Raw genomic sequence first — 12,794 nt, 5'->3', positions numbered from 1 at the left:
GGATCTAGAGCGCCTTCGCCGCCGAGTAGCCGCGATCGTCCGCCGGCTTCAGCGTGTTGCGCAGCGTGCGGCCGAAGGCCGGCAGCGTGATCTCGTAGCGATCCCCGGGCTCGACCACCACGCTATCGGCAAAGCTCAGGGTGGCCGTGCCGAAGAAATGAACGTGGACGTCGCCGGGGCGGCGGAAATTGTCGTACTTGAAGTGGTGGTGCTCGAGATTCGCCAGACTGTGCGCCATGTTGGCCTCGCCGGTGGCGAACGGCTTCTCCCACAGCACGCGGCCGTCACGCACGATGCGGCTGGTGCCCTCGAGACTCTCCGGCAGCTCGCCGATCAGAAGCTCCGGCCCGAAGCTGCAGGCGCGAAGCTTGGAGTGCGCCAGCCACAGATAGTTGAAGCGCTCGGTGACGTGGTCCGAGAACTCGTTGCCGATGGCGTACCCCACCCGCCACGGCGTGCCGTCCTCGCCGATGAGGTAGAGACCCGCCAGCTCCGGCTCCTCGCCGGCGTCCTCGGCGAAAGCGGGAGACGGAATGTCGGCCTCCGGGGCGACCACGCAGTCACCGTCCCCCTTGTAGAACCACTCCGGCTGCGGCCCGACCTTACCGTGCGCCGGTTTCCCCGCCTCCAGGCCCATGCGGAACATGCGCATGGAGTCGGTCAGTTCGCTCTCGTCGATCTTTTGGGCGGCGTGCATCGCCGAGCGGGTGTCGGCGCTGCCCAGATGCGTCAGCCCCGTACCGGTGACCAGGCAGTGCGCCGGGTCGGCATGGGTCAACGGCGGCAGCAGGCGGCGCTGCTCGACCAGCTCGGCGTAGTCGAGACGGGTCTCGGTGAGCGCGGCTTCGACGACCTCGGTCAGCGCGCGCGACTCAGCGATGGCGCGCCGGGCCAAGGCGTAGACGCCGCCCTCTCCCTCGACGAGGCGCACCTGGCTGTCGCTTTCGACGTAGCCGACCGCCAGGCGGTTGTTCTCGAGAAACTGGATCAGACGCATGGACACTCTCCTGGTGGGCTCGTTGGCTCGTTGGCTCGCCGACTCGTTCACTCACCGACTCGCTGGAAGGGCGCTCGACGACGCCGTCATCGGTGCGACTCGGATGACCTCGGGCGATGACGACGCGGCGGCCTGCGGGCGACAACGGATACCGTCCGCGCCCCGCATCGCCGGAACGCCGGAACGCCGGAACGCCGGAACGCCGGAACGCCGGAACGCCGGAACGCAGCGACGTCATCCTAGACCCTCTATGTTCAACATATAGACAATAAGTACAACATAGACTTTTGGAGCAAATACGCTCCCGAGCAATGGGGTTAGGCTGGCCTGGCGTCGTGGCCCTGAGGACTCACCGATATCCCGGCCGCCCGCGAGTACGACAATCAAAACAATCCACGATCGCTGATGCCCACGATCACCGATGCTCACGATCGCTCATGCTTACGATCGATAATGCCCACCTCGGGCCGGGAGACTCGCCATGCCTATCGCCTCGCTCAAACGCCCATGCCTCGCCCTTCTCAGCGTGGCGATGCTCGCCCCGCTACCGGCGCTCGCCGACTACCCCGAAAAGCCGATCACGCTGCTGGTGCCCTGGGCCGCCGGCGGCGGGACCGACGCCACCGCGCGGACCATTGCCGCCGCGCTCGAGGAGGAGCTGGGCCAGACCGTCAACGTCGTCAACCGCACCGGCGGCAGCGGCGTGGTCGGCCACACGGCGATGGCGATGGCGAAACCGGACGGTTATACGCTCGGGCTGATCACCGGCGAGATCAACATGATGCACTGGCAGGGGCTGACCCAGCTCACCTACGCCGACTACACCCCGATCGCGCAGATCAACTACGACTACGCGGGTATCCAGGTCGCCGCGGACGGGCCCTTCGACTCCCTCGACACGCTCATCGACAAGGTGAAGAGCGAGTCTTCCGGCAGCTACAACGCCTCCGGTACCGGTCAGGGCGGCGTCTGGCACCTCGCCTTCGCCGGTTTCCTGCTCGACCAGGGCATGGAGCCCAATCGGGTCTCGTGGATTCCCAGCCAGGGCGCGGCACCGGCGATGACCGAGATGGCCGCCGGCAGCATCGACATCGTGCCGAGCTCGGTGCCGGAAGCGCGCTCGATGATGGATGCCGGCCGCGTCGAGAGCCTGGCGATCATGGCGCCGGAGCGACTCGACTCCTTCCCCGACGTCCCCACCCTGAAAGAGGCGATCGGCAGCGACTACACCATCGGCGAGTGGCGCGGCATCGCCGGGCCGAAGGGCATGGACCCGGCCGTGGTCGAGACGCTGGAGAGCGCGATCCAGGCCGCCTACGAGAGCGACACCTATCAGGACTTCATGGCCAGGCAGGGCTTCGGCACCCAGTGGCGCGGGGCGGACGACTTCGGCACCTTCATGGCCGAGCAGGACGAACGCTTCGGCGAGATCGTCGAACAGGTCGGGCTGGCCAAATGATCCCCCATTCCGCCGGGAGATGAGCGCATGAGAGATTTCCTGCTCGGCCTGGTATTCGCGATCGGCGGCGGCGTGATCGTCGCCGTCGCTCGCACCTACCCGACGATGCCGACGCTGCAGTTCGGGCCGTCGCTGTTCCCGACGATCATCGGCATCGGCATGATCCTCGGCGGGGTGCTGCTGACGTTGACGAGTCTCACCGCGTGGCGTGCCGCCCTCGGCGACTCGCGCGGCGTCGTGGGTCGCTTCGACTGGCGCGGGCTTGCGCTCTCGCTGGTGCCCTGCGCGCTGGTGGTGTTCTACATCCTGACCGCAGAGATCCTGGGGGCGATGATCTGCATGGCGGTCTCGATGCTGGCGCTGATGTTGATGCGCGGCGCCAGACTCTGGCTGGCGGTGATCGTCGCTCTCGTCGTCTCCGGGACAATCTACTGGCTCTTCTCGCGCTACCTGCTGATTCCGCTGCCGGAAGGCCTACTGCTTTCACAGCGCCTTCCCTTCTCCTCTCTCTCACTCGCCGGGTGATCGCCGATGGATGCATTCCTGCAGGGCCTGGCCATGGTCTTCAACGCCCAGACGATGCTGGTGATCGTCGCCGCGGCGATCTTCGGCCTGTTCGTCGGCGCGATTCCCGGGCTCACCGCCACCATGGCCGTCGCCCTGCTGGTGCCGATCACCTTCTACATGGACGCCACGCCGGCGATCGCGGCGATCGTCGCGACCTCGGCGATGGCGATCTTCGCCGGCGACATTCCCGGCACCTATCTCAACATTCCCGGCACCCCCGCCTCGGCGGCCTACGTCGGCGAATCGCACCGGCTGGCGCAGCAGGGGCGCGCCCGGGAGACGCTGGGCACCAACCTGGTGTGTTCGGTGATCGGCGGGCTCTTCGGCACGCTGGTGCTGGTGTTCGTGTCGCCGTCGCTCGCCGAGGTGGCGCTCAACTTCAGCTCCTTCGAGTATTTCTGGCTGGCACTGCTGGGGCTCAGCTGCTCGATCTTCATCGCCATCGGCTCGCGGCTGAAGGCATTTCTCTCGCTGATGGTGGGCCTGCTGCTCTCCACCGTCGGGCTCGACATGATGAGCGGCGCGCCGCGCTTCACCTTCGGCGTGCCCGACCTGATGGCGGGAATCAACTTCATTCCGGTGATGATCGGGATGTTCGCGTTGAACGAGATCATGATGTTCTACGCCTCGCGGGACGAGTCGCGCAGCGTGCCGGTAATGGCCAAGGACAGCGTCTTTCGTGAGACGCCTCGCCACCTTCGCCGCTACTGGCGCAACGTGCTGCGGGGCAGTTCGCTGGGCACGCTGATCGGCGCGCTCCCCGGCGCGGGTGCCGATATCGCCGCCTGGATCGCCTACGCCCTGGGCAAGAGCCGTTCGAAGCAGAAGGCGAAGTACGGCACCGGCCATATCGAGGGCATCGTCGACGCCAGCTCCGCCAACAACTCAGGCATCAGCGGTGCCTGGGTGCCGGCGCTGGTGTTCGGCATTCCCGGCGACACCATCACGGCCATCGTCATCGGCGTGCTCTACATGAAAGGGATGAATCCGGGGCCGACCATCTTCATGGAGGGCGGCGGCCAGGTCTATGCGCTGTTCACGGTGTTCTTCGTCGCCAACCTGATCATGCTGCCGCTCGGCTACCTGGCGATCCGTGCCTCCAAGGTGTTCATCCTCACGCCGCGCAAGATCCTGATGCCAGTGATCCTGATGTTCTGCATCGTCGGCGCCTTCGCCATCAACAACGCGGTGACCGACATCTGGATCATGCTGATCATCGGGATGGCCGCCTACGTGCTGGCGCGCAACGATTTCCCCATGGCGCCGGCGATCCTCGGGCTGGTGCTCGGCGGCACGCTCGAAAACAGCTTCATGAGCTCGATGCTCAAGACCAACGGCGACCTGCTCGCTTTCTTCGAGCGTCCCATCAGTGCCGGCCTCGGCGCGCTGGTGATCCTCGTCTGGCTGCTGCCGACGCTGCTCAAGGGCTACCGTCGACTGCGCCCCTCCAAGACCGGAGTTCCCCATGACACGCCATGATGCCTTTGATCTGCGCGACACCCTGAAGACGCTCTTCGTCGAGCGCGGCGCCGCCCCGGAGGTCGCCGCCATCACCGCCGAGGTGCTGGTCGAGGGCGACCTGCTCGGCCACCACACCCACGGCGTCAAACTCGCCAACGGCTATCTCAAGGATCTCGCGGCCGGCCATGCCAGCGGCGACCCGGCCCGACTCGAGATCCATCAGACCAGCCCGGTAGCGGCGCTCTTCGACGGCCACTACCTGCTGGGGCCCTATCTGGTGCGCCGCGCCCTCGATCAGTGCCGGGAAGCGGCGGCCACCTTCGGCATCGGCATGGTGAGCCTCAAGCGCTCGCACCACATCGCCTGCCTGGCCGCCTATCTGCAGCCGCTGGTCGAGGCGAATCTGATGCCGCTGATTCTCACCTCCGACCCGGCGGTCGCCTCGGTGGCGCCGTTCGGCGGGCTGGACCGGGTCTACACGCCGAACCCGCTGGCGATCGGCATCCCCGGTCGCGAACAGCCACTTTTGATCGACGTGAGCATGTCGACGATCACCAACGGCACCGTCGCCAAGACTCGCGCCGCCGGCGAGCGGCTTGCGCATCCGGCGATCCTCACCGGTCACGGTGAAGCGAGCGCCGACCCGGAGGACTACTTTGCCGAGCCGCCGGGCAGCATCCTGCCGCTGGGCGAGCTCGCTTTCGGTCACAAGGGGTTCGCGCTGGGGCTGATGGTGGAGGCGCTGACTTCGGCGCTCTCGGGTTTCGGGCGCAAGGACTCGCCGGAAGGCTGGGGCGCGTCCGTCATGGTGATGGTGATCGACCCGGCGAAATTCGGCGGCACGGATGCCTTCCTCGACGAGACCGACCACCTTGCCCGACAGTGCCACGGCTCGCGCCCGGCCGACCCCGAGCGCCCGGTTCGCCTGCCGGGCGAGGCCGCCCTCGCACGACGCCGGGCGGCAATGGAAAACGGACTCGAACTGCCCCAGGACGTGCTCGACTCGCTGCGCGAGGCGGTCCAGGGCTCGTCGCTGGCCGGACAGACCGCCTTCGGCTAAGTCTTCGACGCGCCGGGTCTGGCGTCGTGCCGGCCCCGGTGCGTCGAACGTGTTCTGTTTTCACTCTCTCTTCCATCGTTCGCTTTTCTTTCAGGAGCCTTCATGCCCCGTCATGCCGCCCCGTCGATCGACGCTCTCTCTACCGACACACGCTCTACCGACACGCTCCCCACCGATGCCGAGCGCGCGCTGCTGATCGGCCGCGTCTGGCTACCCCGCGACCAGCGCGGTGACGGCCGTGGCGACGGCCCGGCGGTGGTCGCCGTGCGCGGTGAGCGACTGGTCGATCTCTCCGCCCACGTCGCCACGGTCTCCGAGCTGCTCGAGCGCCGCGATGCCGCCGAGCTCGCTCGCGATGCCGACGCGCCCGACATCGGCGCCCTGGACGAGATTCTCGCCAACGCCGGCGAGGGCGCCTCATCGTCGGTGCCCTCGCTGCTCGCGCCCTGCGACCTCCAGGCGATCAAGGCGTGCGGGGTCACCTTCGCGGTGAGTCTGCTCGAGCGGGTGATCGAGGAGCAGGCCGGCGGCGACCTCAATCGCGCGGCGGCGCTTCGCGACGAGATCCAGACGCTGATCGGCGGCGATCTGTCACGGATTCGCCCCGGCTCGGACGAGGCGATGGCGCTGAAGGCACAGCTTCAGGCGCGGGGCGGCTGGTCGCAGTACATGGAGGTGGGGATCGGCCCCGACGCGGAGGTCTTCACCAAGTCGCAGCCGCTCTCCTCGGTGGGTCACGGCGCCCGGGTGGGCCTGCATCCGGCCTCGAAGTGGAACAACCCGGAGCCGGAGATCGTGCTCGCCGTCGACGCCGCCGGCGAGCCGCGCGGGGCGACGCTCGGCAACGACGTCAATCTGCGCGACATCGAGGGACGCAGCGCTCTGCTGCTGGGCAAGGCGAAGGACAACAACGCCTCCTGCGCCATCGGCCCGTTCATCCGGCTGTTCGACGACACTTTCGGTCTCGACGACGTGCGCGCGGCGAAGGTCTCGCTGCGCATCGAAGGCGACGACGACGATTTCGTGCTCGAGGGCGAGAGCGACATGCGCGAGATCAGCCGCGATCCGCTGGACCTAGTGCACCAGACCCGCGGCGCCCATCACCAGTATCCCGACGGCTTCATGCTGTTTCTCGGCACCATGTTCTCGCCGATCCAGGATCGCGACGGCGAGGGCCAGGGCTTCACGCATCACATCAATGATCGCGTCACCATCTCGACCCCGACCCTCGGCAAGCTGACCAACGTGGTCGATCGCAGCGACCGACTGCCGCCGTGGAGCTTCGGGATCGGCGCGCTGATCGCCCACCTCGCCGGGCGCTGATCGGGTCAGCCCGGATCGGTCAGCCCGGATCGGGTCAACCCTGGCCGGCGCGCTCCAGCGCCTCGAGTCTCTCCAGGAACGCCCGCACCACCTCCGGGCGCTCCTCCCCCTTGCGCGTGAGGATGCCGTAGTAGCCGAGCGGCTCGCCCACGGTGAGCGGCAGCGCCACGAATCGCCCGGCGGAGACGGCGGTACGCAGCACCGAGGTCGGCATCAGGGCGATGGCGTCGGAGGAGCCGACGAGCTGCAGCGTCGTCTGCGTCGAGGTGGTCTCGATGACATTGCGCGGCGACGCGACGCCCGCCTCCGCCAGTGCGGCCTCGAAACGCCCCCGCATTGGGCTCTGTATGGGATGCATCACCCACGGCCAGCGCACGATCTCGGCAAGCGTCGGCACGCGGGCGGCCGCCTCGTCGGAGGTGGACACCAGCGGATGATCGGCGCGCACCACCAGCGAGACGGGCTCGGCCATCAGCGGTTCGAAGTCGAACAGATGCCGCTGGGCGGGGTCGGTGAGCCGACCGATCACCACGTCGAGCCGCTTGTACTCGAGCTCCCCCAGCAGTTGATCGCTCGAGTTCTCGAACACGCGCACCACCAGGCGCGGGCGCTCACGCTTGAGCGCGTTGATCGCCTGCGGCAGCAGCACCGGTGCCGCTCCGGGCACCGCACCGATCACCAGATTGCCCTGCCCGCCTTCGCGCAGCGAAACGAGGTCGTCGATCAGCCGGTCGGTGTCGTTGAGAATGCTGCGCGCATAGCGCACCAGCAGCCGGCCCGCCTCGGTAGGCTCCATGCTGCGCGGCTGACGCAGAAAGAGCGTCATGCCGAAGAAATTCTCGATGTCCTTTAGCATCTTGCTCGCCGCCGGCTGACTCATGCTCATACGTCGCGAGGTGGCGTGAAGATTACGACTTTCGTCGAGCGCGACCAGCAGCACCAGGTGCTTGGTTCGCAACCAGCTCTTGATGTGAATTCGACTATCGTGGGACATCGATCTTTTCACTCATAGGCTTTGGTCACAGACGATAACCCTGCGTTATTCAGGTGGCAAAAAAAACGATTGGTGAAAGCTCGCTTGCCTCCCGTACGCTGAATTCGACGTCGAGATCACGTTCCCTGCCGGTCACTTAGCGCAACCCGGTATTTCGCTCTCGACCGATAGACGAATAAAAGGTCGCCGACGAAACGCCTTGTATCGCATCACCGTCGTGACGGGGATTTTTCTTGACGGCCGCGGGGCAATCGTCAGCCGTTGACGCCTCGATGCAGCAACGATCGTTACCGATAGAAAGCGTTTCGAGACCGATTAACGGTCTAAAAACCGGGGGGTTACCGGCCTTTTTTTTCCGCGATTCAACCGCGATTCGCGTGGGTCATATCGAGGCGATCACGGCTCGGAAATCACCACGAAAGCCACGCCCGGGACTTCGACGAACGTCTTTTTACCCCAAGCGTCACCAAGACAAGGAGCGCGCAGCCGATGCCGAGAATTCAACGTGTCGACGTGCAGGATATCCGGTTTCCCACCTCGCGAGCGCTCGATGGCTCGGACGCCATGAACGCCGCGCCGGACTACTCGGCGACCTACGTCACCCTGCATACCGACGCCGATGACGGCCTCGAGGGCCACGGTCTCACCTTCACTATCGGCCGCGGCAACGAGATCTGCGTGGCGGCGGTGAACTCTCTGGCATCGCGCCTCGAGGGGCGAACGCTCGAGTCGATCACCGCGAACATGGGCGAATTCTGGCGCGACCTCACCAGCGGCGACAGTCAGCTTCGCTGGCTCGGCCCGGAAAAGGGCGTCATCCACCTCGCCTGCTCGGCGATGGTCAACGCCGTGTGGGATCTCTGGGCCAAGCACGAGGGCAAGCCGGTCTGGAAGCTGCTCGCGGACATGAGCCCCGCGGAGCTGGTCTCGTGTCTCGACTTTCGCTTCATTACCGATGCGCTCACCCCGGACGAGGCGATCGCGCTGCTCGAAGCCAAACGCAGCGGCAAGGCCGAGCGTGAAGCCTATCTGCGCGAGCACGGCTACCCCGGCTACACCACCTCCGCTGGCTGGCTGGGGTACTCGGAAGAGAAGATGCGTACGCTCTGCCGCGAGGCGCTGGCCGAGGGGTGGGCGCACTTCAAGCAGAAGGTCGGCGGCGACATCGACGAGGACCGCCGCCGCGCCGCCATCCTGCGCGAGGAGATCGGCGCGGATCGCACGCTGATGATGGACGCCAACCAGATGTGGGACGTCCAGGAGGCGATCGACAACATGCGCCGGCTCGCCGAATTCGATCCGCACTGGATCGAGGAGCCCACCAGTCCCGACGATATCCTCGGCCATGCCCAGATCCGCCGTGAGCTTAAGACCATCGGCGTGGCGACGGGCGAGCACTGTCACAACCGGGTGATGTTCAAGCAGTTCTTCCAGGCCGAAGCGCTCGACTACTGCCAGCTCGACGCGGCGCGCCTCGGCGGTCTCAACGAGGTGATCGTCGTGGTGCTGCTGGCGGCGAAGTACGGCATTCCCGTCTGTCCCCACGGTGGCGGCGTGGGACTCTGCGAATACACCCAGCACATCTCGATGTTCGACTACATCGCCGTCTCCGGCGAGCTCGACGGACGCCTGCTGGAGTACGTCGATCACCTGCACGAGCATTTCGTCGACCCGGTCACCATCCGCGCCGGCCGCTATCGGGTTCCCGACGCCCCGGGCTACGGCGTGACCATGAAGCCCGAATCGCTCGCCGAGCACCGTTTCCCCGAGGGGCCCGCCTGGCGGGATGCCCCGGCGACCGACTGACCCGTTTCACCCGCAGGAACGTCGCCGACGCCCGCGCGCCGGCGAGGACGCAAGACCCACAACGCACTCGCGCCAGTCAGGAGTCCAACGATGAAAACAACCGCACTCCCATTCTCCCATCTCGCCCAGCGGGCCGGGCGACCGTTCGCCGCGCTGGTCACCGCAGCCGCCATGAGCTTCACCGCCGTTGCCGCCCACGCGGCCACCGAGATGCCGCCGATACCCGAGGTCCAGGGCGACGTCGTCGAGGGCGACGGCAACGACTACAACCTCAAGTTCAACATCGGCCTGACCCAGTCCAGCGCCCAGTACCGCGGGCTCGAGTACTTCAAGAAGATCGTCGAAGAGCGCGGCGACGGCCACATCACGGTCGAGGCGTTCCACAGCGCCCAGCTGGGTGACGATCTCCAGTCCGTCAGCGCGCTGCAGGCGGGAACGCTCGAGATGACCGCGCCGTCGACCTCGCCGATGGTCAGCATGTTCCCGCAGTTCGCGGTCTTCGACCTGCCGTTCCTGTTCCCGCAGCCGGAAGACGCCGACCGCGTACTCGACGGCGAGATCGGCCAGCAGATGCTCGAAGAGGCCTCGTCCAAGGGGCTGGTCGCCATCGGCTGGGCGGAGAACGGCTATCGCCAGCTCACCGACAGCGGCGTGGCGGTCAGCGAGCCGAGCGATCTCGAGGGGCTAAAGATCCGGACCATGCAGAACCCGATCCACCTCGACATCTGGCGCACACTGGGGGCCAACCCGACACCGATGTCCTTCGCCGAGCTCTTCACCGCGCTGGAGCAGAACGTGGTCGACGGCCAGGAGAACCCGTGGAACACCATCAAGTCCTCACGCTTCAACGAGGTCCAGCAGTACGCCACGGAAACCAATCACGTCTACACGCCGTTCATCACGCTGGTCTCCGAGCGCTTCTGGAACCGTCTGCCGGAGAGCTACCAGCAGCTGCTGCGCGAAGCGGCGACCGACATGGGCGAGTACGAGCGTGAGGTGAGCCGCAGCATGAGCGATCAGATCAAGCAGGATCTGGCCGACAGCGGCATGGAGATCACCACGCTGACGCCGGAGCAGGTCGCGGTCTTCCAGGAGACGCTGGAACCGGTCTACGCCCAGTGGCGCGACAAGATCGGCGGCGACCTGATCGACAGCATTCGCGATGAGGCGAGCGCCGAACAACAGTAACCCGTCGGGGCCGCCGATGCGCGGCCTCGCTCTTTATCGAGCCCAATGACGCTCGCTGTCGGCTCAACGAGCCCGATGACGCTCGCTGTCGGTTCAACGAGCCCGATGACGCTCGCCTTCGATCGAGCCCGGCGGCGGGCGTTTTCGACCGTCACCGGCGCTCGCCCTTCGTTCCTTCGTCGAGGAAGCCCACGATGAACGCCGACTTAACCGCTGCCCGACCGCTGCTCGGCTGGCTCAAACTGACCCTCGAGATCGCCCTGGGGATCCTGGTGCTGGGCGTTGTCTTCTGCGTGACCGCCAACGTCTTCGGCCGCTACGTGCTCAACTACTCCTACACCTGGGCGGAAGAACTCTCCCGGGTGCTCTTCATCTGGCTGGTGCTGCTCGGGGCCGGCGTCGGCAGTCTCGACAACGAGCACGTCGCCGTCACCTATTTTCGCGACAAGGCCCCCGCGGGCCTGCGCAAGGCGCTGGCGCTGCTCGCCATCGCCATCATCTACGTCGTCTGTATCTGCGTGCTGCTGGGATTCAACGAACTGATCGGCGGCTACATGAGCGCCACGCCGATGCTGGGTATTCCCCACGCCTTTCTGTACAGCGCCATGCCGGTCATGGCGATCCTGACACTCATCGCCAATAGCGTGGCGCTGGTCTCACTGCTGCGAGGGAAGACGCCATGATTCTCTGGAGCATTCTGATCGGCCTGGCGATCTGCATCGTCATCGGCATGCCGATCTCCTTCGGCCTCGCGGCCATCACGCTGTTCATCTTCTTCTCGGCGGACTATGCGCTCTCGCCGCTGATCTCCCAGGCGGTCAACGGTCTCGACTCCTTCCCGCTGCTCGCCATTCCGCTGTTCATCCTGGTCGGCGAGGTGATGAGCGAAGGCGGCATCGCCACCCGACTGGTACGACTGGCAAGCGCCCTGGTGGGGTTCGTCGCCGGCGGCCTGGGTCAGGTGGCGGTACTCACCTCGATGTTCTTCGGTGGGATCAGCGGCTCGGCGGTCGCCGACGCGTCGGCGGTGGGCAGCATGATGATCGGGCCGATGAAGCAGCATCGCTACAGCGCCCCGCTGGCGACGGCAATCGTGGTCGCGGCGTCCGTGGTGGGAATCATCATTCCGCCCTCCATTCCCATGATTCTCTACGGCGTGGTGACCAATACCTCGATCTCTCAGCTGTTCCTGGCGGGGATCGTACCGGGAGTGCTGATCACCCTGGGGCTGGCGGTGACCACCTACGTGCAGTCGCGCAAGAACGGGCGCGGCCAGCCGTTCTCGTTTCCGGAACTCGCCAGCGCCCTGAAGGAGTCGATCTTCGCGCTGCTGCTGCCGGTGATCATCGTTGGCGGGATTCTTTCAGGGGTCTTCACGCCCACGGAAAGCGCGGCGATCGCGCTAGTCTACGCCTTCGTGGTGTCGTTCGTGATCTATCGCAGCCTCACGCTCAAGCGCTTCTTCCAGCTCTGCATCAATACCGGGCGCCTCACCGGCGTGGTGATGCTGCTGCTGGCGTTCGCCAGCGTGCTGGCGTGGCTGCTGACCGCGAACATGATTCCGCAGACGCTGGTGACGACGCTCTCCGCGGTGACCGACAACCAGTTTCTGCTGCTCCTGCTGCTCACCGCCTTTCTGCTGGTGGTGGGGTTCTTCATGGACCTGACCCCGGCGATGGTGATCCTCGCCCCGCTGATGACGCCGGTGGTGGTGAAGCTCGGCATCGATCCGGTCTACTTCGGGGTGCTGATGTCCTTCGTGCTGGGGATCGGGCTGATCACCCCGCCGGTGGGCACGGTGCTCTACGTCGGCTGCGGCGTGGGCAAGGTGGGCATGGAGAGTCTGGTCAAGAGCCTGCTGCCCTTCTATTTCACGCTGCTGGCCCTGCTGGCACTGTTTCTTGTCTTCCCCGGCCTCGTGCTGTGGTACCGCTGAGCG

General features: G+C 66.1%; 11 protein-coding genes. 9 read left to right on the top strand and 2 right to left on the bottom strand.

The annotated features are described in order from the left end of the window. Window positions 1–4: 4 nt before the first annotated feature. Window positions 5–997 carry an AraD1 family protein gene (gene araD1, locus DOM33_RS08945; protein ID WP_110668033.1) on the bottom strand — a complete coding sequence of 331 codons (993 nt, stop codon included), beginning with the start codon at window positions 995–997 and terminating at the stop codon, window positions 5–7. Window positions 998–1,478: 481 nt separating this feature from the next. On the opposite strand from araD1, the gene DOM33_RS08940 reads away from it, so the two are divergent. From DOM33_RS08940 to DOM33_RS08920, 5 genes are all read left to right on the top strand, one after another. Continuing rightward, a complete protein-coding gene (locus DOM33_RS08940) occupies window positions 1,479–2,456 on the top strand; it encodes a tripartite tricarboxylate transporter substrate binding protein (RefSeq protein WP_420820185.1) in 978 nt (325 codons plus the stop codon). Between the two features lie 27 nt (window positions 2,457–2,483). Next, the gene (locus tag DOM33_RS08935; protein ID WP_110668030.1) at window positions 2,484–2,981 is read left to right on the top strand and encodes a tripartite tricarboxylate transporter TctB family protein; all 498 of its coding nucleotides are present in this window, start codon (window positions 2,484–2,486) and stop codon (window positions 2,979–2,981) included. Window positions 2,982–2,987: 6 nt separating this feature from the next. Then, complete coding sequence (locus tag DOM33_RS08930; RefSeq protein WP_110668028.1) at window positions 2,988–4,502, top strand: tripartite tricarboxylate transporter permease; 1,515 nt, start codon at window positions 2,988–2,990, stop codon at window positions 4,500–4,502. Further along, window positions 4,489–5,544, top strand: a complete 1,056-nt coding sequence (locus DOM33_RS08925) for an Ldh family oxidoreductase (protein ID WP_110668027.1) — start codon at window positions 4,489–4,491, stop codon at window positions 5,542–5,544. The genes DOM33_RS08930 and DOM33_RS08925 overlap by 14 nt, the downstream gene beginning before the upstream one ends. Window positions 5,545–5,646: 102 nt before the next feature. Beyond that, entirely contained in the window at window positions 5,647–6,867 is a 1,221-nt protein-coding gene (locus DOM33_RS08920; RefSeq protein ID WP_110668025.1) for a fumarylacetoacetate hydrolase family protein, read from the top strand. Window positions 6,868–6,901: 34 nt separating this feature from the next. Here the strand turns inward: DOM33_RS08920 and DOM33_RS08915 are convergent, their stop codons facing one another. Next, window positions 6,902–7,861 (bottom strand): LysR substrate-binding domain-containing protein, encoded by a 960-nt coding sequence (locus DOM33_RS08915; RefSeq protein WP_110668023.1) that lies wholly within the window; start codon window positions 7,859–7,861, stop codon window positions 6,902–6,904. 489 nt (window positions 7,862–8,350) lie between these two features. Between DOM33_RS08915 and DOM33_RS08910 the strand changes: the two genes are divergently transcribed. From DOM33_RS08910 to DOM33_RS08895, 4 genes are all read left to right on the top strand, one after another. Then, window positions 8,351–9,667 carry an L-fuconate dehydratase gene (locus tag DOM33_RS08910; RefSeq protein ID WP_110668022.1) on the top strand — a complete coding sequence of 439 codons (1,317 nt, stop codon included), beginning with the start codon at window positions 8,351–8,353 and terminating at the stop codon, window positions 9,665–9,667. A gap of 90 nt (window positions 9,668–9,757) precedes the next feature. Further along, window positions 9,758–10,855, top strand: coding sequence for a TRAP transporter substrate-binding protein (locus tag DOM33_RS08905; protein WP_110668020.1), 1,098 nt, complete (start codon window positions 9,758–9,760; stop codon window positions 10,853–10,855). 194 nt (window positions 10,856–11,049) lie between these two features. Continuing rightward, window positions 11,050–11,538, top strand: coding sequence for a TRAP transporter small permease (locus DOM33_RS08900; protein ID WP_110668018.1), 489 nt, complete (start codon window positions 11,050–11,052; stop codon window positions 11,536–11,538). Next, the gene (locus tag DOM33_RS08895) at window positions 11,535–12,791 is read left to right on the top strand and encodes a TRAP transporter large permease (protein ID WP_110668016.1); all 1,257 of its coding nucleotides are present in this window, start codon (window positions 11,535–11,537) and stop codon (window positions 12,789–12,791) included. The genes DOM33_RS08900 and DOM33_RS08895 overlap by 4 nt, the downstream gene beginning before the upstream one ends. Window positions 12,792–12,794 lie beyond the last annotated feature (3 nt).

This window comes from Salinicola halophilus (assembly GCF_003206155.1).
GTDB classification, from domain to species: domain Bacteria; phylum Pseudomonadota; class Gammaproteobacteria; order Pseudomonadales; family Halomonadaceae; genus Salinicola; species Salinicola halophilus.
Note: the sequence above shows the minus strand (reverse complement) of the source record. Positions and strands in the feature narration are given on the sequence as shown.